Genomic DNA, 24,106 nt, shown 5'->3' on the forward strand with positions numbered 1-24,106 from the left:
ATTAGCAGTGAGTGGTTGGAGCGTCGAACGCCGACGGTCCGACCGGCCGACCGGCTGTTTCGAGGAGGATTCGAGTGCCCGCACGCGTCCGGGTCGAGGACCGGGAGTGCCCGCTGTCGACGGCGATGTCGTACGTCGGGGAGTGGTGGACGATCCTGCTCCTGCACGACTGCTTCGACGGATACACCCGCTTCGACCAGTTCCAGGCCAACATCGGCCTGTCGTCCAGCATGCTCACCACACGGCTCAGGACGCTGGTCGACAACGGCATCCTGACCAAGCGCGTCTACCAGGAGCGACCGGTCCGGCACGAGTACGTGCTCACCGACTTCGGCCGCTCGCTGCGGCCGATCCTGGTGGCGATGGCCGCGTGGCGGAACGAGCAGCTGGCGCCGTCCGAGCGCGCGATGGTGCTCGTCGACACCGATACCGGCCGTGAGGTGGAGCCGGTGACGGTCGACCCCGTCACCGGTCTGTCCGTGTCGGACCCGCGTTTCGCGTTCCGGTCCGGCCCGGCGGCGGGCGAGCAGATGCGAGCGCGCTACGCCGATCCCGGACGACCCGCGTGATCCGGACGGGAGAACGAGGAAAGCCGGGCACGAAGTGCCCGGCTTTCCTGTCGTGTGTGGAGCTAAGGAGAATTGAACTCCTGACCTCCTGCATGCCATGCAGGCGCTCTACCAACTGAGCTATAGCCCCGCTGTTCGCTGTGTTTCCCTGCGTTTCCGCGCTGCGAACAAGAAGAACTTTAGCCTGCGACCTGCCGGAAAGTGAAATCCGGCCCGGGCCGCCCGAAGACGGCCCGCGAACGGCCTCTCAACAGCCTCCCGGCGGCGGCCGGTCGGCAGGCCCGCCCGTCGACTAGTCGTCGTCGCCGAGCACCGGCTCCGGGAGCGTGCCGGCGTTGTGTTCCAGCAGACGCCAGCCGCGCGCGCCCTCCCCGAGGACGGACCAGCAGCAGTTGGACAGTCCGCCGAGCCCTTCCCAGTGGTGCGCCTCCAGGCCCAGCAGCCGGCCGATCGTCGTCCTGATCGTGCCGCCGTGGCTGACCACGACGAGCGTGCCGTCGTCCGGAAGCTTCTCGGCGTGCTCCAGGACGACCGGGGCCGCCCGGTCGGCGACCTCGGTCTCCAGCTCGCCGCCGCCCCGGCGCACGGGCTCCCCGCGCTTCCATGCCGCGTACTGCTCGCCGAAGCGCTCGACGATCTCCTGGTGGGTCAGCCCCTGCCAGGCGCCCGCGTACGTCTCACGGAGTGCGGCGTCATGGGCGACGGTGAGACCGCTGACGGCGGACAGCTCGGCAGCCGTGGCCGCCGCCCGCCGCAGGTCGGAGGCCACGATGGCGTCCGGCTTCAGCGAGGCGAGCAGCCGGGCGGCGCGGCGGGCCTGCCCGACGCCCACCTCGGTGAGCTCGATGTCCGTGGAACCCTGGAAGCGACGCTCCAGGTTCCATGCCGTCTGGCCGTGCCGCCAGAGGACGATCCTGCGGCCCTTGCCGCTCTTGCTGCCGTTCAGCTCTGGTCACCTTCCGTGCCGCCGTTGAGCTGTGCGTGCTCCTCGGCCTTGCCGCGGGTCTTGATCGCGTCCTCGGGGAGCGCGATCTCCGGGCAGTCCTTCCACAGACGCTCCAGCGCGTAGAAGACGCGCTCCTCGCTGTGCTGGACGTGGATGACGATGTCGACGTAGTCGAGGAGGATCCAGCGGGCGTCGCGGTCGCCCTCACGGCGCACCGGCTTGGCGCCGAGCTCCTTCTGGAGCCGCTCCTCGATCTCGTCGACGATCGACTTGACCTGGCGGTCGTTGGGGGCCGAGGCCAGCAGGAAGGCGTCGGTGATCGACAGCACGTCGCTGACGTCGTAGGCGATGATGTCGTGCGCGAGCCGGTCGGCGGCCGCCTGAGCGGCGGCGTTGATGAGCTCGATGGAGCGGTCCGTGGCGGTCACATGCAGGCTTTCGTCGGCGGTCGGATGCAACCTCTAGGGTCTCACGGACCGCCGACAGCGCCTTACTGCGTTTCTCCGGCCGGGCTTTCGCGGCGGTCACCGGCCGGCGCCGGAGCGTCGGCCGGTGACCACGGGCGGGCTACCGGACCTTGTAGTCCTGGCCGAGGACCGCGGACACATCGGCGTTGGCGGCCGGCTCGCCCTTCTTCACGTCGCCCGCGGCGAGACCCAGGGTCTTGGCCACCTCGACGGCCTTCGCCTTGTCCTCGGCGGACCGGTAGAGCACCACGGACGACGCCTCGGCCTCGGCCTTGCCGCTGTCCACGAAGGCGTAACCGCCGTTGACCAGCTGGACCCGGGCGGCCTCCGCGGCCTTCTGGTCGCCGGTGGCGTTGCGTACGGCGACCCGGAGCGGTGCGCCCGCCTCGGGGGCCTTCACCGTGCCGCCGAGGATGTCCTTGACGACGCCGCGGGTGTCCGCCTCGGTGAGGGTGCCGTCGTCCTGGACCGGCAGCAGGGCCGTCTTGTAGTCGCCGACCTTGGCCCGGGAGGCCAGCTTGGCGAGCGAGGCGCCGAGGTCCTTCTCGGGCAGTGACGGGTCGAGCACCTGGAGCAGCGTCTCGATGGTGACGGTCGCGGCCTTGGGGTCCTCGGAGATCTTGCGCAGGGTGGCCCGCATGACCTCGCCGAACCGGGTCAGCTGCTTGGCCTCGGGCTCGCCCGGTGCGCGGTACGTGGCGTACGCGACGGCCATCGGACCGCTGAGCGTCTGGCCCTCGCCCTTGTTCACCAGGGCAGATTCGCCCTTCTTCGCGGCGGGCACCTCGGTGTCGGTGTCGACCTCGATGTTGCCCACCAGCTCGACGAGGTTCTCCAGGTACGGGGTGTCCAGCCGCCAGGTGCCGGTGATCCGGGTGCCCAGGAGGGTGTCGATCGACTCCCGGGTGCCGGTCCTGCCGTCGTCCTCGACGGACTTGCCGAGGGTGGTGGTGGTCCCGTCGTCGCCCGCGACGGCGAGGGAGTTGGGCAGCAGGACGGTGGTGCCCTGCTTGGTGGTGGTGTTGTCGACGAGCAGCGCCGTCGAGGTGCCGCCCTTCTTCGTGTCGTGCAGGTGCACCACGATCATGTCGCGCTGCTGGGCGCCGGCGGCCACGGCCTTCTTCTCGTCCGAGCCGGACAGGCCCGGGATCATGTCGGCGGACCAGAGGTAACCGACTCCGCCGACGACGACGAGCACGGCGACGACGATCAGGGCGACCATCCGGTTGCGGCCCTTGCGACGGGCCTCCTCGCGCCGCTCGCTGCGGCTCTCGGTGAACTTCAGCCAGTCGATGACGTCTTCGGAGTCCTCGTCGGGCTCCTCGATGAACGAGAACTGCTCGGTGCGGTAGTCGGGTGCGGGCTTGCGCTGCCCCGGAAGCGCGGGTTCCGCCTCCGCCTCCGCCGACTGCGGTGACTGCGGCTGCACAGACTGCGGTGCGGGAGCCTGCTGCGGGGCCTGTTCCGGCGCGGGGGCGGCGCCCTGCTGCGGGACGGTCCAGTGCTGGCCGGTGTCGACCGCGGCGGGCTGCTGCCCGGTGCCGTACCCGTAGTCGGTGTAGGAGCCGTAGCCGTACCCCTGGTCGGCGCCCTGGCCGTGCTGCGACTGGGGGGCCTGGGTCGCCTGGCCCGGGTGCTGACCGGCGTAGGGGTCGTAACTCTGGTGCTGCTGCTGGGGGTTGCCGTACGCGTCGTAGCCGTAGCCGGCGTCCTGGGTCTGGTGCCCCTGGCCCTGGCCCTGCTGGGCGGCGTAGGGGTCGTAACCCTGGCCCTGCTGACCCTGCGGGTCGTACTGCTGCTGGCCCTGTTGCCCCTGCTGCTGGTAGACCGGCTGCCCGTACGCGTCGTAGCCGATGATCTGCGGCTCTTGGTAGTACGGGTCGTACGGGTTCTGTCGGTCGTTCACCGGTGCCCCTCTCCGTGGCTCATTCGCCGCGGTACAGCTGGCGCTTGTCGATGTAGCGGACCACGCCGTCCGGCACCAGGTACCAGACCGGCTCCCCCTGCGCGACCCTCTCACGACAGTCCGTGGACGAGATCGCCAGCGCGGGCACCTCCACGAGGGAGACGCCGCCCTCGGGCAGTCCGTCGTCCGTGAGCACGTGACCCGGGCGGGTCACACCGATGAAGTGGGAGAGCGAGAACAGCTCCTCCGCGTCGCGCCAGGTGAGGATCTGGGACAACGCGTCGGCGCCGGTGATGAAGAAGAGGTCCGCCTCGCCGTGGACCTCGCGCAGATCCCGCAGCGTATCGATGGTGTACGTCGGTCCGCCACGGTCGATGTCACTGCGGCTGACGGAGAACTGCGGGTTGGACGCGGTGGCGATGACCGTCATCAGATAGCGGTCCTCGGCCGGGGAGACCTTTTTGTGGCTTTTCTGCCACGGCTGCCCGGTCGGGACGAAGACGACCTCGTCGAGATGGAACTGGGCGGCCACTTCACTGGCCGCCACCAGGTGTCCATGGTGGATCGGGTCGAATGTCCCGCCCATCACGCCGATACGGCGCTTGCCGGGGCCGGTAGGCACTTCCTGCTCTCCCATGCGTGCAGAGCCTACTGGCACAGCTGTACGCCTCGACTCAGCGGTCGCGGTTGAAGCGGGTGGTGACCCACAGCAGGAACATCAGCGCGAGGAAGGCCAGGCCGCCGACGAGGTAGGGGTTGAGGCTTTCGTGGTTGCCGCCGCCCTCCCCTCCGGAAGCGAGGGTGGCCAGCTCGTGTGCGGTGCTCGTGAGGCTCATCTTCGGCAGGACCTATCGATCGTGAGGCGGAAGGAAGACGTCAGGCACATCGTATGCGGGAGCCTCGGGCACGCTCACGGCGACTCAGTCGTTGTTGTCGTCGTTGCGGTATCCACGCAGCAGGAACCAGGCGAGCAGCACCGCTCCGAGGATCGAGACGAGCAGCACGATCCGGAGGGTGTCGCCCGGTCCCTGCTCCTCGGACGCGGCGGCGAGCAGTACGGCGGTGTGCGGCATTCGGGCGCTCCTCAAAGTTATCCACAGCCCCCCGCACACCGTAGCGCCAGCGCATACGCTGGGTTTTGTCCGGGGGACGAGCAACGTCTCGTACGAACAGGGGGCCATCCATGACCGACAGCAGTCACGAGAACGTGCCGAGCAGGCAGCGCCGGCGATTCCCCGGGATCTCCTCCCGGGCCTACGAGCACCCCGCCGACCGCTCGGCCCTGGTGGCCCTGCGCAAGCTGACCGGGTTCGACACGGTATTCAAGGCGCTCAGCGGGCTGCTCCCGGAGCGCAGCCTGCGGCTGCTCTTCCTCTCCGACTCCGTCCGGGTGAGCGACGCGCAGTTCGCCCATCTCAACGACATGCTGCGGGACGCGTGTTACATCCTGGACCTGGAGAAGGTCCCGCCGATGTACGTGAAGCAGGACCCGCAGCCCAACGCCATGTGCATCGGGCTGGACGAGCCGATCATCGTGGTCACCACGGGCCTGGTCGAGCTGCTCGACGAGGAGGAGATGCGGGCGGTGGTGGGCCACGAGGTGGGCCACGCGCTCTCCGGCCACTCGGTGTACCGGACGATACTGCTCTTCCTGACCAACCTCGCCGTGAAGGTCGCCTGGATCCCGCTGGGCAATGTGGCGATCATGGCGATAGTGACGGCGCTGCGCGAGTGGTTCCGCAAGTCGGAGCTGTCCGCGGACCGGGCCGGGCTGCTGGTCGGCCAGGACATCACGGCCTCGATGCGCGGTCTGATGAAGATCGCGGGCGGCAATCACCTCCACGAGATGAACGTGGACGCGTTCCTCGCCCAGGCCGACGAGTACGAGAAGGGCGGGGACCTCCGCGACTCCGTCCTCAAGATCCTCAATGTGCTGCCCCGGACGCACCCGTTCACCACGGTGCGGGCCGCCGAGCTGAAGAAGTGGTCGGAGACCCGCGACTTCCAGCGGATCATGGACGGCCACTACCCCCGGCGCGACGAGGACAAGGACACCTCGGTGACCGACTCGTTCCGGGAGTCCGCCTCGCACTACGCGGACACGGTGCGCACCAGCAAGGACCCGCTGATGAAGCTGGTGGGCGACATCGCCGGAGGCGCGGGGGACCTGGGCGGCAAGCTGCGCGACAAGTTCACCGGAGCCGGGTCCGGCGGCGGTTCCGCTACGAACGGGAACGGGGCGTCCGGTCGGCCTCAGGACCCGGAGGAGGGGAGCTCGGGGACGGAGTCCGGCCCGTCGGGGAGCTGACACCCGTCAGGGTTCCGCACAGCGCCGCCGTGGGCCGGCCCGTGGCGTACGGGTCGGTGGCGGCGGGGCCACGGGCGTCCGCCCGCTCCCCGGCCAGGAGCGGGTGGAGCATCCCGGTCGCGTCGGCCGAGCAGGACTGCGGACCTGCCTGGACGTAGGCGGTGCTCACCTCCAGGCGGTGCAGTCGCAGATCCTCGCGGTCGAAGCGGAAGTGCAGCTCGCGCCGCACGGTGAACAAGGACGCGTTGTCCTCACGGTGGGGCCCGTCCGCCGGGCGCAGGGCGTAGGTGAAGGTGTGGTCCGAGACGACGCCGAGGACGCCCGCCGCCTCCTCCTCGTAGCGGAGGGTGCCCCGGACCCGGATCTGCGGGTCCGCTAGCTCCACCCGCTCCGGGTCGAAGCGCACCAGCCAGCCGGTGGCGGCGTGGCTCCCGTCGTCCGCCGGGTCGCTCAGGCTCTGTTCGAACTGGGCGCGCTGGTCCGGGTCGAGGAGGTGCTCGACGGGCCGGCGTACGGAGCCGGTGAGGACGTCGGGGTTCAGGGACGACTCCACCAGGTAGTCCTTGACCGTGGCGAGGGCGGCGGTGATCTGGCTGTCGGAGAAGTTCTGGGTGCGCTCCACCGAGGGGAAGTTGATTCCGGCCGCGCCCGTGCGGTGTCCGGAGACCGGCTCGGCGCGGTACAGCCGCTCGGGTGATCCGCCCGGGACGGCGCCCCGGGGCGCCAGGGGGACGACCGTGGTCCGCAGGGGTTCGGCGCGTCGGGTGGCCGGTTGGGGGTACGGGCTGCGGAATCCGATGTAGACGGCCACGGCGAAGGCCAGGGCGATGAGGACGACCAGCGCTATGGCGGCCCGGGAGCCTCCGCCGCTGCGGACGGTGACCTGTGCCTCGGGCACGGTGCGGACGGCGCGGGCGTGCTCGCCCATCCGTTCCTGCGCCGAGTACTCCTGCATCCGGGCAGCCTGGATGAACGATTCGTCGAAGACGAGCGAGCGGTATTCGTCCTCGCCGCCCGCGGGGTTCTCGGGCGGGCCGTCCGGCGGTTCTGAGCGGCCTGTCATGACTTCTCTCCCGATCTCCACACCGGTCGGTTCGGTGCGCAACGGTCTGCTTCGGCCGAGTGGCGTGCGGCAGCGAGAAGCCCCCCTGGGAACGAGGGGTCACATCTTCAGGGTAGGTCGATTGCGGTCCGCGTAAACGCGGAGACCGTCGGGAACTGCGGGACGGCCGGGGAGGCGGGGACCGAACGTCGGCGAACGGGTGACGTGAGGGAGCGGGAGGGGCGGGAGGGGGCAGGGGGCGGGGGGGGAGGGCCCCCACGAGGAAGCGGGCTCAGGGGACCCGGGGCTCGGCCGACACCGCGGGGCGGGAGTAGTCCGCGGAGGCGGACGGGGCGGCGCCCGGCTTGTCCACGCCGCTGGTGACGGGCGGCGGCACCTGGTCCTGGCGGTTGTTCGATGCACCCCGGTAGACCGCGGTGAAGGCGAGGGAGACCATGCCGACGCCCATCACCAGGGCCAGCAGCCAGGCGACCGGCCGGTGCCAGCGGGCGGAGTTGCGGTAGGGGCGCAGGGAGCCGCCGTGGCGGCCGTAGGGACCCGGGGCGAGGTCGTCGTCCTCGTAGCCGTGGTCCGGGTCGTAGTCGAGGTCCTGGGGGTCGTGGTAGCTCCGGGAGCGGCCGTAGGGGCCGTATTCGTCGTCGTCGGCGCGACGGCTCCGGCGGGCGCGGGCCGCGTCCGCCTCAGCGCGGGCCTCTGCGGCGGCGAGCAGGCGCTCCACGGCGGTGGGTTCATGGACGGGCGCCGACCGGACGAAGTCCTCGTCGAACACCACGGAGGCGAAGTCCTCGTCCGCGCCCCCGCGGTCGTCGTCGGGCTCCCAGCCGTCCGGAAACGGCCTGCCCCCCACGTCGTCCGGCACGGTTTCAGCGTAGCCCCGTCGGGACCTTTTGGGCAGGGACCCCGCAAACTCCCCCGGATCGACGCAGGCGAACATGCGGTCGGCTCCTCCCGGCGGGAGGGGCCGACCGCATGGGGCGCGCAGGCGTCGGGAAGGGCGTCTAGCGGATGTGCCCGTCCCCCGTGACGATGTACTTCGTCGAGGTCAGCTCGGGCAGGCCCATCGGGCCGCGGGCGTGCAGCTTCTGCGTGGAGATGCCGATCTCGGCGCCGAAGCCGAACTGCCCGCCGTCGGTGAAGCGGGTCGAGGCGTTCACGGCGACCGTGGTCGAATCGACCAATTGGGTGAACCGGCGGGCGGCGGCCTGCGAGGTGGTGACGATCGCCTCGGTGTGGCCGGAGGTCCAAAGCCGGATGTGGGCGACCGCGGCGTCCAGGGAGTCGACGACCGCCGCCGCGATGTCGTAGGAGAGGTATTCGGTCTCCCAGTCCTCCGTCGTCGCCGGGACCACCGTGGCCTTGGTGGAGTCCGCGTGCGCGAGCACCCGCTCGTCGCCGTGGACGGTGACCCCGGCCTCCGCGAGCGCGTCCAGGGCGAGCGGCAGGAACTCGTCCGCCACGTCCTTGTGGACGAGCAGGGTCTCGGCCGCGTTGCAGACGCTGGGGCGCTGGGCCTTGGAGTTGATCAGGATGTCGACCGCCATGGCCAGGTCCGTCTGCGCGTCGACGTAGACGTGGCAGTTGCCGGTGCCCGTCTCGATGACGGGGACGGTGGACTGCTCGACGACCGTGCGGATCAGCGAGGCGCCGCCGCGCGGGATGAGGACGTCGACCAGGCCGCGGGCCCGCATCAGCTCCGTCACGGAGTCACGGCTCTCGCCGGGGACGAGCTGCACCGCGTCGGCCGGCAGTCCGGAGCCGCCGACCGCGTCGCGCACCACCCGGACGAGGGCGGTGTTGGAGGCGTAGGCGGAGGAGGAGCCGCGCAGCAGGACCGCGTTGCCGGACTTCAGGCAGAGGGCCGCGGCGTCGACGGTGACGTTGGGCCGGGCCTCGTAGATGATGCCGACCACGCCGAGCGGGACGCGCACCTGGCGGAGGTCGATGCCGTTGGGCAGGGTCGAGCCGCGGACCACTTCGCCGACCGGGTCGGGCAGCGCGGCCACGTCCCGTACGTCGGCGGCGATGGCGCGGATGCGTTCCGGGGTGAGGGTGAGGCGGTCGATGATGCCTTCGCTCGTCCCCGCCTCGCGGGCGCGCTCGACGTCCTTCGCGTTGGCCTCGACGATCTCGCTCGTACGCACTTCGAGGGCGTCGGCGATGGCCAGCAGCGCGTCGTCCTTGGCCGCGCGCGGAAGTGGCGCGATGTCGGCGGCGGCGGCACGGGCCCGGTAGGCGGTCTGCGCGACCGGGGAGAGGTTGTCGTAGGGCGAGAGCGTGGTCATGCCCGCAGAGTAATGCGCGCTCTGCGGGCATCCGTCACGTATCCCGTGATGCGAGACGGCCGACCCGAGGGACGGACGCCCTCGGATCGACCCCGCATCGACCCCGGAACTGCCCCGGATCGCCCGGGATCGACCCCGGATCGCCCGGGTCAGTAGGGGTGCACACCCACGGGGGCCGCGGGCGGCGGTCCGTACCCCTCGGCGATCCGCAGGTGGTAGGTCTCGCGGTCGATGACTTCGAGGCCGACGATCTCCCAGGGCGGGAGCTGCGCGCTGGAGCGGTGCTCGCCCCACAGCCGCAGCGCCACCGCGGCCGCGTCGTGCAGGTCGCGGGCCTCTTCCCAGTAGCGGATCTCCGCGTGGTCGCCTGCGTAGCGGCTGGTCAGCAGGAAGGGATGGTCGTGGGCGAGTTGCTCCAGGCCGCGTCTGACCTCCCCCAGCGGAGTCTCGGTGCCCGAGACGCTGAGGGTGATGTGCCAGAGCTTCGACTGCGGGGACTCCTCCTTCGCCGTCGTGACCGGCTCCCGACCGACGGTGTCCGCCGGGAGGGGATTCCGGTCGAAATCCGCCCCCGCTCCGACACTCGTCAGGGCGCGGTTGGCCGTGCCTCGGGGCGGCGCCCCCGGGCGCGCTCGTCTCACCGGCGGCCTCCTGTGATGTGTTGCTGTGCGGTACCCCTGTTTCCCCACTACAAAGTGGACCAGTCCACAGCCTGGCGTGGGGTGGTTTTGGTAAAGGTCCCTGCCGGAGAGCGGGACTTTCAGCCGATTCAGGAGGTGAGGCGCGGTGCGAGGAGGACCAGATCGTCCCTGTGTACGACCTCGCGTTCGTAGGCGGGTCCCAGTTCGCGGGCCAGATCCCGGGTGGAGCGGCCGAGCAGCTGGGGGATCTCCTTCGCGTCGAAGTTGACGAGACCGCGGGCGATCGGGGTGCCGTGCGGGTCGCGCAGTTCGACGGGGTCGCCGGCGCTGAACTCGCCCTCGACGGCGGAGATTCCGGCGGGCAGCAGCGAGGTGCGGCGTTCCACCACGGCCCGTACGGCGCCCTCGTCGAGGGTGAGCGAGCCCTGCGGGGTGGAGGCGTGGGCCAGCCACAGGAGCCGGTCGGCGGAGCGGCGGCCGGTGCGGTGGAAGTACGTGCCGGTGTCGCGGCCCGCGAGCGCGTCGGCGGCCCGGCTGGCGGAGGTGAGGACGACGGGGACGCCGGCGGCGGTGGCGATGCGGGCGGCCTCGACCTTGGTGACCATGCCGCCGGTGCCCACGCCCGCCTTCCCGGCGCTGCCGATGGTGACGCCGGTCAGGTCCTCGGGGCCGGTGACCTCGGCGATCCGGGCGGCGCCGGGGGTGCCGGGCGGTCCGTCGTAGAGGCCGTCGACGTCGGAGAGGAGGACCAGCAGGTCGGCGTGGACGAGGTGGGCGACGAGGGCGGCGAGCCGGTCGTTGTCGCCGAAGCGGATCTCGTCGGTGGCGACGGTGTCGTTCTCGTTGACGACGGGGACGGCGCCCATCTCCAGGAGCTTGTCCAGGGTGCTGTAGGCGTTGCGGTAGTGGCCGCGGCGGCTGGTGTCGTCGGCGGTGAGGAGCACTTGGCCGACGCGGACGCCGTAGCGGGCGAAGGAGGCGGTGTAGCGGGCCACGAGGAGGCCCTGTCCGACGCTGGCGGCGGCCTGCTGGCGGGCCAGGTCCTTGGGCCTGCGGACGAGGCCGAGCGGGGCGAGTCCGGCGGCGATGGCTCCGCTGGAGACGAGGACGACCTCGCGTTCGCCGCCGTCCCTGACCTTGGCCAGGACGTCGACGAGGGCGTCGACCCGGTCGGCGTCGAGGCCGCCGGAGGCCGTGGTGAGCGAGGAGGAGCCGACCTTGACGACGACCCTGCGGGCGCCGGTCACTGCCGATTCGCGGCCCGACGGCCTCTGCTCTGCCACGTGCTTCCTCGCTCTGGATCGCCCCGGTGTCCGACGGGGGCCTGGAGCCAGTCGGCCCCGGTGCCGCCCCCGGCACGCACAGTACGCGAGCGGCCGCCCCCGGCGCCCACCGGTTTCGGCCGGTGGACAGCGGTGGGGGCGGCCGGTGGGTTCAGCTCTGCTGCTCGTCCTTGACGGCGAGCATCCGGTCCACGACCCGGGCGGCGGCGCGGCCGTCGGAGGGCTCGCAGAAGTCGACCCGGAACTGGGCGTACTTCTCCTTGTACTCCTCGCTGACCGCGTCGATGTTCCGGATCGCGGAGACCAGGTCCTCGGAGGTCTTGATCAGCGGCCCGGGGGCACGGGAGGTGAAGTCGAAGTAGAAGCCGCGCAGGGTGTCGCGGTAGTGCTCCAGGTCGTACGTGAAGAAGAGCATCGGACGGCCGGAGTGCGCGAAGTCGAACAGCACCGAGGAGTAGTCCGTGATCAGCACGTCGGCGATCAGGTAGAGGTCGGCGATGTCCGGGTAGTACGTGACGTCGTAGACGAAGCCCTGTCCGGCGCCGGGGATGGAGTCGAGGACCTTGTGGTGCTTGCGGTAGAGCAGCACGTGGTCCTCGCCGAGCTCCCGCTTCGCGGCCTCGACGTCGATCTGGTTGTCCAGCTTGAAGCGGCGTCCGCCGTAGCGCTGGTCGTCGCGCCAGGTGGGGGCGTACAGCACGACCTTCTTGCCCGCGGGGATGCCGAGCTTCTCGCGTACGGCCGCGGCGCGCTTGACGCGGTCGGGTGCGTGGAAGACGTCGTTGCGCGGGTAGCCCGCCTCCAGGACCTCGCACTGGAGGCGGAAGGAGTTGGTCATGATCGGGGTGGTGAAGGCGTTCGGCGTGATGAACAGGCTGTACTGGCGCGAGCGTTGCGGGAGGCTCGCGATGTAGGCCAGGTTCGCCTTGGGGGTGCCGAGGAGGTCGGCGCCGATGCGCTTGAGCGGGGTGCCGTGCCAGGTCTGGACGACGACCTGGCCCTCGCGGCGGACGAACCATTCGCGGATGCCGCCGTTGGTGACGACGTACCGGCTGCGGGCCAGTGCCTCGTACCACTCCTTGCTGCCCCACTCGACGCCGCGGACGCCGGGCGGCAGTACGACCTGCTGGTCGTGGACCATCGCGATGTGCTCGACCTCGGTGCCGCGGCGCTTGAGCTCCTCGTAGACCGCGCGGGGCGAGTCGGAGAACTGCTTGCCGCCGAAGCTGTTGTAGAGCACGGCCTCGCGCAGCGGCAGCTTGCGCTGCTCGGGGGTGTAGACGTCGCGCATCAGCCGCTGGCGGTAGGCGCCGCGCAGCTCCGGGTCGAGGACCGGGCCGGACTCCACGAAGATCCGGTCGAAGTCGAGCCGCTCGACGGTGTACGTGCGGTGCTCGCCCCGGTGGGCCAGCGGCAGCGTGCCGACGAGGTCGGGGCGGATCGTGACGGGCAGGTCGCGGGTGTGGTCCCACTCGGTGCGCAGGCGCAGGCGCGGCATCCAGCGGCCGGCGCGCAGCGGCACGGTGCCCTCGTAGGTGGGCATGGTGTCCGGGCGCAGCCGGGCGGTGAAGCGGCCGTCGGCGAACTCGACGGGCAGCGGGCGGTCCTCGTTGCGGCCGGTGTGGCGCAGGACCATCTTCATCTGCTCGGCGGGGCCGGTGTAGACGCCGGAGAGGACCAGTTCGCCGTCGGCGCTCCACTCGACGCTGTCGACCAGCGGCTGGACCGTGCGCACCTGCGGGGTGAAGTTGCCCGCGCCGTCGGTGAGGATCGCGAACTCGCGTCCCTCGGGCAGCGGGTGGACGCCGGTGACGGGCTCGGCCCCGTTGGTGGCGCGGCGGGTGGTGCCGTCGGCGAAGACGATCAGCGCGCGGTACTTGACGGCCTTGCCGGGCCGTACGCCGTCGACGGGCAGGTCCGCGAAGTCCAGGCGGGCGGTGTGGCGGAGCCAGCCGTCGGCGCCGGTCTCGCCCTGCTGGAGCGGGAGGTTGGTGGCGAAGCCGCTCGGCTCGTGGTCGATCCGCAGGGCGGTGGGGTACTTGCCCGCCGGGGTGGTGACGCGGGAGCGCAGGGTGACGGTGAGGGTGTCGCCGTCGGCTTCCTGGGCGATGATCTCGGCGGGGACGACGTCCACGGAGAGTTTGAGCCGGTTGCGGTCGAAGCCGGCGACGAGGCGGACGCCGTCGTCGAGGATCCGGGTGGCGCTGTGGCCGGCCGCGCCCGCGTTGTTCTTGGTGATGCTGCCGACCGACATGCCGCCGGGGCGGGGGATGCCGATGCCCAGGCGCCAGGTGCCGGGCTGCCACTGGCCGCGTACGCGCAGCCGGGACGGGTCGATGCCGATCTCGAAGCCGGACCAGTCGTAGTTGTGCAGGGCGCCCTTGGCCTCGGCGGTGGCGCGGGGCTCCAGGACGGTGCGCAGGCGCAGCGGGAGGGTGGAGCGGCTGCCCTGGCGGCGGAGCACGGCGACGCGCAGCGAGCGCTTGCCGGTGGCCGAGGGGACGTTGGGGATGTAGGCGTAGCCCTTGACGAGGAGCTTGCCGTCCTCCCAGCCGAGGTCCAGGAGCTTGCCGCGTACGGGAAGTTCGCTGCGGGTGAAGTTGCGCACGGAGGAGGGGAGCGAGGAGCTCTCGACGCCGGGTAGCTCGATGCGGGCGCGCCGCAGGCCGCGGACGGAGAAGGCTCCCGGGTTCTCGCGCTCGTAGTGCAGCAGCTCGACCAGCTCGTCGCCGCGGCCGCTGGCGGCCAGGTGCCACTTGACCCGGGCCATCGGGGAGAACTGCCGTACGACCTTGGGGGCGGCACGCGCCAGGAAGTCCTTGGCCGCTCGGTGGAATTCGGGGCGCTCCTCGACCGGAGTCTCCGGGAAGTACTTCATGAGCCGACTGAGCTCGTCGGGGATCGCTTCGAGGGACGCCACGGGGGGAGGGCCTTTCCGGGGGGACGTGCAGATGATGAACCCCAGGAGGACGGGGCGTTAATGAGACCTCTCCAACGGTCTCATGGTTGCCCAACAGTATGACGTGACACCCCTCACAGGACGAACCCGCCCCGGTCGTCGCCGGGGCGGGCGGAGGTGTCCGGGGCTCCCCCGGATCCGGTCAGACGCGGTGCGCGCGCGGGGTGCGCAGGGCGCCGAGCACGGTGCGGCGGGCCTTGCGGACCACGCGGCGGGCGAAGGAGACACGGGGGCCGGCCTGCGGGGCCTCGATCCGCCGTCCGCCGACCCATTCGGTGACGGTGACCTCGTACGCCCGGTCGGGAAGCACGGAGCTCTCGCCGAAGTGCGGGTAGGCGAGGTGGAGACGGGGCGGGTTGCCCCGGCGGACGAGTTCGGGCTCCTTCTTGTCGCGCAGGAAGGCCGCGATGTCCAGGAGCAGGTCGAGCCGGCCCTCGGCGATGCACATCAGCCGCAGCCGTTCGTTCACCTTGAGGTTGCGGCCGAGCTCCGGCGTCCAGTACACCTTCATCAGGGGGGCGGCGAGCGCCATCTTGCGGGCGCGGACCTCGTCCTTCTGCTTCACCAGGCCGGGGCCGAACTGGGGCAGCAGCGTGATGACGAAGGGCCGCACCATCAGGGCGTCGCGCCGGGGGCCCGGGGGCACGTACTCGGCGATGAGCCCCATGAGGGCGCGGGCCGAGTCGAAACGGCGCTTGTAGCTGCCCTTCTTGGTCATCTGGTTGCGGTCCTCGCGGCCCACCAGGTAGTAGCAGGTGTAGTCGGCGACGACGGAGATCCCGTTGCCGCGCAGATACGCCTCCATCGTGAACAGGGCGTCCTCGCCCGTCTTCAGCTTCTCGTCGAAGGTCATGCCCAGGCGTACGAGGAGGTCGCGCCGGAACAGCTTCTGCGCGCTCAGGGTGAATTTGACGTTGGAGGAATACAGGTCGGCGCGCTCGACGGTCTCTTTCCACATCGACTTCGCGGCACCGCGATTGACGCCGACGATCTTTCCGAGCACCACGTCGGTGCCGGCCCGGTCACCCATGGCGACCATGCGCTCCAGGGCTTCCTCGCCGAAATAGTCGTCCGCGTCGAGAAAGAAGACGTACCGCCCGCGGGCGAGAGCGAGGCCGCGATTGCGCGGTCCGCTGGGTCCGCCGGAATTCTCCTGCCGGACGACGCGCATGGGAATCGCGGTCCGGGCGGCGAATTCCTCCAGGTACGCGCCGGTGCCGTCGGTGGAGCCGTCGTCGATCGCGACGATCTCCATGCGGTCCGCGCCGATGGTCTGTGCCTCGACGGACTCCAGGCACCGGACCAGGTAGGGCATCGCGTCATAGGCTCCGATGATCACACTGACATCGGGCTCGTCGTTCGTCCTGGGCATGTCGGGCATGTGCACCTGTCGATTTGATCACGAAAGAAGGCAGATTGCCCGACTCTGCACTTTTTGTGCATCGACATGCCGAACGACCCGTACATCCCTCCCTCAGGAGAGACGTACGGGTCGCGATCGGGGTTGCCTGCTTTTCAGCCAGTTCGATCAATTGTGCGGCGTCCGGACGCCTGTCGTTCAGTGCCCGGACGTCATCCGTTCAGCGCACCGACGAGGAGCCCTCGGTGACGGCGGTCTCCGGCGCCACCTCGACCGCCGCCTCGGCTTCGGCCTCGGCCTCGGCGACCGCCTGCGGGTCCTTCGCGCCGACCCCGCTGGAGACGGCCTCCTCGTCCGGCACCGCGACGGCCTGGTCGCCGAGCCGCTGGGCGACGCCCTGGTTACGGGCCTCCGCCTTGGCGGCCAGCGCCCGCACGGCGGCGTTGAACTGCTCCATGGAGGTCGGCTCGTCCGGCCCCAGGAGGTAGGTCTTCAGCTCGCGGCGGGCGTCCGCCAGCGTGTCCGCCGCCGGGTCGGCCACCGCGGCCAGCAGAGCGTCGAGCTCCTCGGCCCCGTTGGACAGGATGACCGCGGCGCGCACCGCGGTGTTCTGCCGCTTGAACTCCTCGGCCCCGAGGGCGGCGGAGTCGGTCACCGCGTACGGCTTGCCGCTCGCGATGAAGTCGGAGACCACACTGGAAATGTCCGAAACCATCGCGTCGGACTCGTTGAAGCAGTCGTACAGCTTGGGCTGCGCGCCGGTCACCGTGCGGTGCTCCCACCAGCCGAAGGAGCGCCAGTAGGCGTCGTTCCACTCGGCCCGCAGCCGGGCGGTCTCCGCCTCGCGGGCCGGGTCGGCGAGCGAGAGCCGCGACTCCTCCGCCTCGTCGCCGCCCGAGCGGCCGGTGGACGCGAGCTGCGCGAGCCGCGCCTCGATCCGGACCAGCTCGGCCTTGGCGGCGCTCTGCCCGGCGGCGGCCGACGAGGCCTCCTTCGCCCAGCGAGGGTCGGCGGCGCGCTCGGCGGCGGCCTTGTCCAGCATCGCCCGGATCCGGGCGTTGACCGCCTTGGCCTTGGCGCTGCGGATGCCGGTGAAGGGGTGCGGCTTGTAGATGATCCGGACCGGGTCGGCGGCGTTCAGCAGCCGGCGCACGATGTTCTCGCCCGCCAGCAGCAGCGAGGTGTTGCCCGGGTTGTCGTCCCAGCCCTCCCAGGTGGGCGCGTACAGCACGGTCGGGATGGGGTTCTTGACGGCGCCCGTCCAGCTCTTGATGGGCTCCAGCTGCGGGCGGCCGACCTCGACGATGTCCTGGTCGAGGACGCCCACGTCGGCCAGTGCGTACCGGTCGCGGCCGGCCCGGCCCGCGGTCCAGACCTCGTCGTAGACCTTGGAGTACGGGTTGACGCTGGCGAGCTTGTCGCTGTCGCCGTGGCCGATGAAGACGTGCTTCATCGTCGGGACGCGCAGGATGTGGATGTTCTTGCCGACGTTGGCGGGATACAGGCAGACCCGCACGGTCGAGAGGTCCAGGTTCATCAGGTGGGTGCCGGCCGGGACGCAGATGACCGGGACGGAGGTCTCGGCCAGCTGCGGGACGAGACCGCGCTCCCGCATGATGATCAGCGGCCGGCCCTCGACCCGGGCCATGGTCTCCAGCCACATGTTGCCCTGGTAGGCGGACTCGTTGGAGCCGGAGAAGTAGAGCACCACGGTCGGCTGGTACTCGCGCAGCCAGGTGTCGACGGCCTTGAGCACGGCGGGGGCCGGAGGCGCCAGCCGGCCGCGGCGCATGTAGGGCACGAGCGCCACGAGGTAGAGCAGGGCCAGCAGCAGCGTCACGCCGATGCCCGCGTAACCGATGACGTCCTGGCCGGTACCGGCGGCGATCAGGATGCCCACCACGGCCGGGATGTCCAGGTGCAGCATCTTCTCGGCGGAGCGCCGCAGCAGGGAGCCGGGCGGGGCGTCGGGGATGCGCACCGCGTGCAGGTCCACGTTGCGGGTGACGACCGGCATGGTGCGGCGGAGCCGGATCAGGGTCGTCACGGCGCCGTGCGGCGCCTGGAGCCCGTAGAAGAGCAGGAAGCAGGCCACCGCCGAGTAGAACAGCGGCTGCTCGGCGAGATCCAGGCGGGCGAGCAGCAGGATGACCATCAGCTGCCGCAGCAGGAAGCGGATCGACAGCCCGGCGCGCACCTTGCCCAGGCGGTTGATCAGATAGCTCCCCCGCTGGTGCAGATACCAGTCCGCGACGTACGTGACAGCTGTGGCCGCCGCGAAGAACCAGACGTTGGGAATGAGCGCGGCGAGCATGACGCAGGGATATCCCAGCCCCATCAACAGTGCTGCCGCCAGTTCTGACCTGCTGCCCACACGGGCCAGGCGAATGGCTGTCGAGATCACGAAGAACCTGCTCCAGGGGGTGCCGGTTGATTCACGTATTGGCGGAAATGTGAAGGTGCGGCTTCACGCATTCGGGCCTCTGTCATCGCACAAAGCGACAACAGAGGCCCGGAAAAGCACATTTGTCAAGAATTATTACACATCTGCTTGACGGTCCAGCACGGAGGCCAGCGCCTGCTCGAACCCGGAGGAGTCGGCGGCGCCCGCCGTCGGGTCCTGCTGCCGTACGTCGATGACGTGACCGGTCAGCGCGGAGAGCAGGACGTCCAGCGAGGTGCGCGCCACGGCCTCCGAGGAGAGCAGCGAGCCCTCGGGCTCCTGGCCGAACGCCTTGGTGCGCATCGGGGTCGCGGTGCGCTCCGGGTTCACGCAGTTGACCCGGATGCCCTCGCCCGCCCACTCGTCGGCGAGCGCCTGGGTGAGGTTGACCATGGCGGCCTTGGTGGAGGAGTAGAGGCTGTACTCGGCACGGCCCCGGGTGTAGCTGCTGGAGGTGTAGAGCAGCAACTGGCCCTGGGTCTCGGCGAGGTACTTGTACGAGGCGCGGGCGATCTGGACCGGCGCCAGGTAGTTGACGTTCAGCGCTTCCTGGATGGTCGTGTTGTCGGTCTCGGCCAGCTTGCCGATCCGCAGCACGCCCGCGGTGTTGATGACGTAGTCGACCCGGCCGGTCTCGGCGTACGCCTTGGAGAGCGCGTCGTCCACGTGCTCCGGGTTCTCCACGTGCGTACCGGTGGTGGAGCGGCCGAGCGCGTAGACCTTCGCGCCGTAGCTCTCGGCCAGGGTCGCGATGTCGGCGCCGATGCCGTACGAACCGCCGAAGACGACGAGGGTCTTGCCGGTGAGGAGCTCCCGGTAGGCGGCCTCGTCGGCCTGGCGCGGGGCGGCGGTGGAGGCCAGCTGGAAGAGCTTGTCGGTGATGAAGACGTCGACCGGCTGGGTCACCTTCATGTTGTACTCGTCGCCCGCGACCACGTAGATCGGCACGTCGGGGAGGTACTTGAGGACCACCGAACAGTCGTCGGTGGCCTGGAAGTTGGGGTCCCCCGCCGCGACCTCGTACGCCCTGCGGATGGTGGAGAGCTTGAAGGCCTGCGGCGTCTGGCCGCGGCGCAGCCGGGAGCGGTCGGGCACCTCGGTGATGAACTCGCCGTCTTCGCCGTGCGTGCGGGTCACGATGATCGTGTCCGCGGACGGGATGGCGACGTCGACGGCCTGGTAGCGCTCCAGCGCTTCGACGCAGTCCGTGATCACACGCTGTGACAGCAGGGGGCGCACCGCGTCATGGAAGAGGACGTTGCGGTCCTCGCCCTCGGCGAGACCCTCGCCGAGGGCCGCGATGGCACGCTCGGTGGTCTCGTTGCGGGTGTTGCCGCCCTCGATGATCCGGGTGACCTTGGTCAGTCCGGCCTTCGCGACGATCTTCTCGACGTCGGGCACGAAACCGGGTGCCATCAGCACGATGACGTCGTCGATGCCCTCGGCGTTCTCGAAGATGGTCAGCGTGTGCTCGATGACGGCCTTGCCGGCGATCTTCAGCAACTGCTTGGGGATCGACAGGCCCACGCGCTGGCCGGTCCCACCGGCGAGCACGACCGCTGTGGTCCGGGGCTTGGCTTCATGCGGCACAGACACAGACGACCTACCTTGCTATGACGGGGGAACAGTGTGATGGTCGCACTCTCCGTGACCGTCTCGCAAGGTGGACGTCGTCCGCCGCTCGTCCCGCGGATACCCGCAGTTCACCCTCTGGCCAGGGAGGTTGGGCGCTGCCGGGTGGTCGCCCGGGGTGACCGACCCCACAGATGTGTTGCTCAATCCGCACATCTGCAGCACGTTCACCCGGCGTGACCGGCGGAAACCGCCGGTGCCCGGGCCCGAGGCTACCGGACGGCCCGCCTCCGCAGAGACGGGCCGGGGGTCCGGAGCGTTTGGTTCCGGGGTCCGGAGCGTTTGGTTCCGGGCGCGGAGCGTTTAGAAGGGGTCGAACTCGTCGTACTCCTTCTCCGCGTCGTCGCGCTCGGCGTCGCGGTCCCGGCGGCGCTGCGCGGCGGGGCGCGGCTCCTCCAGGCGGTGGTCCTCGCCACGGCGGCCGAGCATCTCGGCGCCGGCGCTGACGGTCGGCTCCCAGTCGAAGACGACCGCGTTCTCCTCGGGGCCGATCGCGACGCCGTCGCCGGCCCGGGCGCCCGCCTTCATCAGGGAGTCCTCGACGCCGAGGCGGTTGAGCCGGTCCGCGAGGTAGCCGACGGCCTCGTCGTTGTTGAAGTCGGTCTGGCGCACCCAGCGTTCGGGCTTCTCGCCGCGCACGCGGTAGATGCCCTCGTCGTCCAGGGTGACGGTGAAGCCCGCGTCGTCGACGGCCTTGGGACGGATGACGATGCGGGTCGCCTCTTCCTTCGGCTTGGTGGCACGCGCCTCGGCGATGATCCCGGCGAGCGCGAAGCTCAGCTCCTTGAGGCCCTTGTGCGCGATGGCGGAGACCTCGAAGACCTGGTAGCCGCGGGCCTCCAGGTCGGGGCGGATCATGTCGGCGAGGTCCTGGCCGTCCGGGATGTCGACCTTGTTGAGGGCGACGATGCGGGGCCGGTTCTCCAGGCCGCCGTAGAGTCGCAGCTCCTCCTCGATCATGTCGAGGTCGGAGACGGGGTCGCGGTCGGACTCCAGGGTGGCGGTGTCCAGGACGTGCACGAGCACCGAGCAGCGCTCGACGTGCCGCAGGAACTCCAGGCCGAGGCCCTTGCCCTGGCTGGCGCCGGGGATGAGCCCGGGGACGTCGGCGATGGTGTAGACGGTCGAGCCGGCAGTGACGACGCCGAGGTTCGGTACGAGGGTGGTGAACGGGTAGTCCGCGATCTTCGGCTTGGCCGCGGAGAGCACCGAGATCAGCGAGGACTTGCCCGCGCTCGGGTAGCCCACGAGCGCCACGTCGGCGACGGTCTTGAGCTCCAGGACGATGTCCCGGCTCTCCCCCGGCTCGCCGAGCAGCGCGAAGCCCGGGGCCTTGCGGCGGGCCGAGGCCAGCGCCGCGTTGCCGAGGCCGCCGCGGCCGCCCTGACCGGCCACGAAGGTGGTGCCCTGGCCGACGAGGTCGGCGAGCACGTTCCCGGCCTTGTCGAGCACCACGGTGCCGTCCGGCACGGCCAGGACCAGGTCCTGGCCGTCCTTGCCGGAGCGGTTGTCGCCGGCGCCGGGCTGGCCGTTGGTGGCCTTGCGGTGGGGGCTGTGGTGGTAGTCCAGCAGCGTGGTCACGGACTGCTCGACGACGAGGATCACATCGCCGCCCCGTCCGCCGTTGCCCCCGTCGGGGCCTCCCAGCGGCTTGAACTTCTCACGGTGGACGGAGGCGCAGCCGTGGCCTCCGTTACCCGCGGCGGCATGCAGCTCGACGCGGTCCACGAAGGTGGTCATGGTTGGTGCCTCCAGATAACAGGTGCAGGTACAGCAGGAAAATGCGGAATTGTCTCTGTCGTAACACGCAGAGGGCGGACCCGCTTCCCCGTTCGCCGGGAAAGCTGAGATCCGCCCTCGGAAGGTGCTGTGTGCCGTTACGCGCGCGTCGAAAGGATCAGACGGCGAGCGGAACGATGTTCACGACCTTGCGGCCACGGTGCGTGCCGAACTCCACCGCACCGGCGGTCAGCGCGAACAGCGTGTCGTCGCCGCCACGGCCGACGCCCGTGCCCGGGTGGAAGTGGGTGCCACGCTGGCGGACCAGGATCTCACCGGCGTTGACGGCCTGACCGCCGAAGCGCTTCACGCCGAGCCGCTGAGCATTGGAATCGCGCCCGTTCCGAGTGGACGATGCGCCCTTCTTGTGTGCCATGTGTTCTCAGTCCCTTACTTCGCAGCCGCGGGGATACCGGTGACCTTGATCGCCGTGTACTGCTGGCGGTGACCCTGGCGACGGCGGTAGCCGGTCTTGTTCTTGTAGCGAAGGATGTCGATCTTCGCGCCCTTGTGGTGGTCCACGACCTCGGCCGTGACCTTGATGCCGTCGAGCACCCACGGGTCGCTGGTGACCGCGTCACCGTCGACAACGAGCAGGGTCGAGAGCTCGACCGTGTCGCCAACCTTGGCAGTGGAAATCTTGTCAACCTCAACGATGTCGCCGACAGCTACCTTGTGCTGGCGACCACCGCTGCGCACGATGGCGTACACGCGGATCTCTCTCTCGCTCGGAACGGATCCCCTGATGCCAGCCGCTCGCACGGGCCGGGGCCCGGGACGATCCGGAAGGATGAGCGGCCTCTCCTGGCGGACGGCGCGAACACCGACCGTTACCGGGAGGGATGTGCTCAGGGGTAGGCGCGTTAAGGAAACACACCGAGGGTCAAGGTTACGGGGCGGGGGTGTGGGGGTCAAACCGGGTCGGCCACCTCAAGATGCACCACTTCCGACCTTGAGCCAGTCTGGCGGCCTCTCCTCGGCCTGGCGGCCTCTCCTCGGCCTGGCGGCCTCTCCTCGGCCAGTATGCCGAGAACTCAAACCCAGCCTCGTCGAGCCTCCCCGGTTACTCTCCGTGCGAGCAGTCAAATTGTTGCCACCGGACATCTCTGAAGGGCAACGAGTCGTTGCCCGGTGCGGGCGAGGGCACCAACCGGGGTTCTGCCGCCGTACTGTTCGAGGCTGAGCCGACCTACACAATCCTTGTCCGCAAGGGACACCTACTCCTGGCGGGCATGGCCGTAGTGGCGTTCCAGTAGCGCGGCCCATCACCTCCCGCTCATCGATCTTGGGGTTGGCCAGGCGCCAGTGATGGGCGCACGCTCGGCGTTGTGACCAGGTCTAGCCGGAAGCCCGGAAAGGTGGGAGTGGCTGCGGCAGAAGCCGTAACCATCGTGCCCTGCGTCGGAGGGTTGACGGTCTCGCAGGAGCTACGCAGGACAGCAGAGTCGATCAGCCGCAGGTCGCCGTTTCCAGGTCGGCACCTGCCGAGCATGGGGATGCGGTGCGGGGCCGAGGGAAACGGGGCAGGACCTGAGCGACGGTCGGCACAGCGAGTGTGGCCGGGTCGACGGCGGCTGGGCTGAGTGCTCCCAGGGACACCTGCGCCAGGCGTGAGCGTGCAGGTCGTCACCAGTCCGTCGGCCAGCTGTCATGGCTCTCGCCCGCCCTGCCGAGACACACTCACAACCTGACCGCCGCACGCTCCCACCAGATCATCCGATTTCTGCGAACGCGAGGATGTCGGCCCGTGGCTGACCACCAGCGTGCGCAGGGCCTCCACAGGAACCCACTCTCACCGACAAGACCCGTAACCGTCCCTGGCGGCGGCACAGGCACCCGTCGAACGCGGCCTCGCCTGCCTGAAGTCCTGGTGTCAGGTCCCGTTGCCGCCCCACCCGCATGACATCAATCGCGAAGCCGGCCCTCACTCTGGAGCAGCAACGTTGAAGACGCTCAGTGAGTGTTCATGTACCAGATCGCGCCGCCCAGGAAGACCGGGAGCGTGAGTGCCATCTGGAGGATCCAGGGAGTGCCGGCCGGATTCTCGTCGTCCGGTTTGCCTGGGTTCTTTTCTTTCCAGACCATGAATTCACGCATGGTCTTTCCGTGCCCGAGGGCACCCAGACCGATACCCAGAATGAACCCACAATAGGCGGGGAGCATCTCGACCAGCGGCCAGTCGTAGTTGGCGCTGAAGACCACCACGGCTATGAAGCCCGCTACCGGACCGCACGAAACCCAGACCTTCTGCCGCTGGTTCACCATCCCCGGAAACATGGCCCAGAGATAGACAGCCACGCTGATCGCAGCGAACAACCACCACAGTGAAGACGATTTCTCCAGCATGAAAACTCTTCCTTTCGTGCCGCGAGCGAGGGTTCTGATCCTATGCAGAACTCCGCTCCGGGTGGTCGGCGGGGTGGAAACCCCGCCGACCACCCGTTTCATACCATGCAGTTCACACAGGC

Annotated in this window: 21 protein-coding genes, 1 tRNA gene and 2 pseudogenes; 3 read left to right on the plus strand and 21 right to left on the minus strand. The window is 70.0% G+C overall.

The features are described from left to right. Nucleotides 1-74: 74 nt before the first annotated feature. Nucleotides 75-569 (plus strand): winged helix-turn-helix transcriptional regulator, encoded by a 495-nt coding sequence (locus ACSMXR_RS10720; RefSeq protein ID WP_030077852.1) that lies wholly within the window; start codon nucleotides 75-77, stop codon nucleotides 567-569. A 57-nt stretch (nucleotides 570-626) separates the two neighbouring features. Here ACSMXR_RS10720 and ACSMXR_RS10725 read toward each other — a convergent pair. The 7 genes from ACSMXR_RS10725 to ACSMXR_RS10755 form a co-directional block, all read right to left on the minus strand. Beyond that, a tRNA-Ala gene (locus ACSMXR_RS10725) sits at nucleotides 627-699 on the minus strand. A gap of 162 nt (nucleotides 700-861) precedes the next feature. Continuing rightward, on the minus strand, nucleotides 862-1,515 hold the full coding sequence (locus ACSMXR_RS10730; RefSeq protein ID WP_086779492.1) for a histidine phosphatase family protein: 654 nt from the start codon (nucleotides 1,513-1,515) through the stop codon (nucleotides 862-864). Further along, entirely contained in the window at nucleotides 1,512-1,943 is a 432-nt protein-coding gene (rsfS, locus tag ACSMXR_RS10735) for a ribosome silencing factor (protein ID WP_010062919.1), read from the minus strand. Before rsfS ends, ACSMXR_RS10730 begins: the two co-directional genes overlap by 4 nt. Before the next feature lie 139 nt (nucleotides 1,944-2,082). After that, entirely contained in the window at nucleotides 2,083-3,888 is a 1,806-nt protein-coding gene (locus ACSMXR_RS10740; RefSeq protein WP_473171725.1) for an LCP family protein, read from the minus strand. A 19-nt stretch (nucleotides 3,889-3,907) separates the two neighbouring features. After that, nucleotides 3,908-4,525 carry a nicotinate-nucleotide adenylyltransferase gene (gene nadD / locus ACSMXR_RS10745; RefSeq protein ID WP_030077827.1) on the minus strand — a complete coding sequence of 206 codons (618 nt, stop codon included), beginning with the start codon at nucleotides 4,523-4,525 and terminating at the stop codon, nucleotides 3,908-3,910. A gap of 37 nt (nucleotides 4,526-4,562) precedes the next feature. Beyond that, nucleotides 4,563-4,724, minus strand: a complete 162-nt coding sequence (locus ACSMXR_RS10750) for a hypothetical protein (protein WP_032786345.1) — start codon at nucleotides 4,722-4,724, stop codon at nucleotides 4,563-4,565. 84 nt (nucleotides 4,725-4,808) lie between these two features. Further along, entirely contained in the window at nucleotides 4,809-4,961 is a 153-nt protein-coding gene (locus ACSMXR_RS10755) for a hypothetical protein (RefSeq protein ID WP_003969217.1), read from the minus strand. Between the two features lie 110 nt (nucleotides 4,962-5,071). On the opposite strand from ACSMXR_RS10755, the gene ACSMXR_RS10760 reads away from it, so the two are divergent. Beyond that, complete coding sequence (locus ACSMXR_RS10760) at nucleotides 5,072-6,196, plus strand: M48 family metallopeptidase (protein ID WP_137233417.1); 1,125 nt, start codon at nucleotides 5,072-5,074, stop codon at nucleotides 6,194-6,196. Here the strand turns inward: ACSMXR_RS10760 and ACSMXR_RS10765 are convergent. From ACSMXR_RS10765 to ACSMXR_RS10825, 13 genes and pseudogenes are all read right to left on the minus strand, one after another. Further along, nucleotides 6,111-7,259 (minus strand): SCO2583 family membrane protein, encoded by a 1,149-nt coding sequence (locus ACSMXR_RS10765; protein WP_473171726.1) that lies wholly within the window; start codon nucleotides 7,257-7,259, stop codon nucleotides 6,111-6,113. The genes ACSMXR_RS10760 and ACSMXR_RS10765 overlap by 86 nt on opposite strands. 271 nt (nucleotides 7,260-7,530) lie before the next feature. Next, the gene (locus ACSMXR_RS10770; protein WP_473171727.1) at nucleotides 7,531-8,118 is read right to left on the minus strand and encodes an SCO2584 family spore wall biosynthesis protein; all 588 of its coding nucleotides are present in this window, start codon (nucleotides 8,116-8,118) and stop codon (nucleotides 7,531-7,533) included. A gap of 139 nt (nucleotides 8,119-8,257) precedes the next feature. Further along, entirely contained in the window at nucleotides 8,258-9,541 is a 1,284-nt protein-coding gene (locus ACSMXR_RS10775) for a glutamate-5-semialdehyde dehydrogenase (protein ID WP_137235699.1), read from the minus strand. A gap of 149 nt (nucleotides 9,542-9,690) precedes the next feature. After that, nucleotides 9,691-10,182, minus strand: coding sequence for a hypothetical protein (locus ACSMXR_RS10780; protein WP_137235698.1), 492 nt, complete (start codon nucleotides 10,180-10,182; stop codon nucleotides 9,691-9,693). Nucleotides 10,183-10,310: 128 nt separating this feature from the next. Further along, nucleotides 10,311-11,465 (minus strand): glutamate 5-kinase, encoded by a 1,155-nt coding sequence (proB, locus tag ACSMXR_RS10785; protein WP_240806137.1) that lies wholly within the window; start codon nucleotides 11,463-11,465, stop codon nucleotides 10,311-10,313. 151 nt (nucleotides 11,466-11,616) lie between these two features. Continuing rightward, complete coding sequence (locus ACSMXR_RS10790) at nucleotides 11,617-14,385, minus strand: CDP-glycerol glycerophosphotransferase family protein (protein ID WP_473171728.1); 2,769 nt, start codon at nucleotides 14,383-14,385, stop codon at nucleotides 11,617-11,619. 181 nt (nucleotides 14,386-14,566) lie between these two features. Then, nucleotides 14,567-15,805: a glycosyltransferase family 2 protein gene (locus ACSMXR_RS10795; RefSeq protein ID WP_473171729.1), complete on the minus strand. Its 1,239-nt coding sequence runs from the start codon at nucleotides 15,803-15,805 to the stop codon at nucleotides 14,567-14,569. Between the two features lie 199 nt (nucleotides 15,806-16,004). Further along, a complete protein-coding gene (locus ACSMXR_RS10800) occupies nucleotides 16,005-18,098 on the minus strand; it encodes a hypothetical protein (protein WP_473171730.1) in 2,094 nt (697 codons plus the stop codon). Nucleotides 18,099-18,323: 225 nt separating this feature from the next. After that, nucleotides 18,324-19,823: a bifunctional cytidylyltransferase/SDR family oxidoreductase gene (locus ACSMXR_RS10805; protein ID WP_137235694.1), complete on the minus strand. Its 1,500-nt coding sequence runs from the start codon at nucleotides 19,821-19,823 to the stop codon at nucleotides 18,324-18,326. A 339-nt stretch (nucleotides 19,824-20,162) separates the two neighbouring features. Continuing rightward, on the minus strand, nucleotides 20,163-21,599 hold the full coding sequence (gene obgE, locus ACSMXR_RS10810; protein ID WP_473171731.1) for a GTPase ObgE: 1,437 nt from the start codon (nucleotides 21,597-21,599) through the stop codon (nucleotides 20,163-20,165). A 157-nt stretch (nucleotides 21,600-21,756) separates the two neighbouring features. Then, complete coding sequence (gene rpmA, locus ACSMXR_RS10815) at nucleotides 21,757-22,014, minus strand: 50S ribosomal protein L27 (protein ID WP_015608479.1); 258 nt, start codon at nucleotides 22,012-22,014, stop codon at nucleotides 21,757-21,759. 14 nt (nucleotides 22,015-22,028) lie between these two features. Continuing rightward, nucleotides 22,029-22,349, minus strand: a complete 321-nt coding sequence (gene rplU, locus ACSMXR_RS10820) for a 50S ribosomal protein L21 (RefSeq protein ID WP_018487143.1) — start codon at nucleotides 22,347-22,349, stop codon at nucleotides 22,029-22,031. Nucleotides 22,350-22,747: 398 nt separating this feature from the next. Further along, a pseudogene (locus ACSMXR_RS10825) lies at nucleotides 22,748-23,128 on the minus strand (IS982 family transposase); the annotation flags it as partial. A gap of 40 nt (nucleotides 23,129-23,168) precedes the next feature. On the opposite strand from ACSMXR_RS10825, the pseudogene ACSMXR_RS10830 reads away from it, so the two are divergent. Next, a pseudogene (locus tag ACSMXR_RS10830) lies at nucleotides 23,169-23,585 on the plus strand (IS5/IS1182 family transposase); the annotation flags it as partial. A gap of 6 nt (nucleotides 23,586-23,591) precedes the next feature. Here the strand turns inward: ACSMXR_RS10830 and ACSMXR_RS10835 are convergent. Beyond that, nucleotides 23,592-23,984 carry a hypothetical protein gene (locus ACSMXR_RS10835; protein WP_381908348.1) on the minus strand — a complete coding sequence of 131 codons (393 nt, stop codon included), beginning with the start codon at nucleotides 23,982-23,984 and terminating at the stop codon, nucleotides 23,592-23,594. Nucleotides 23,985-24,106: the final 122 nt, after the last annotated feature.

The organism is Streptomyces sp. DSM 106670 (genome assembly GCF_055792845.1).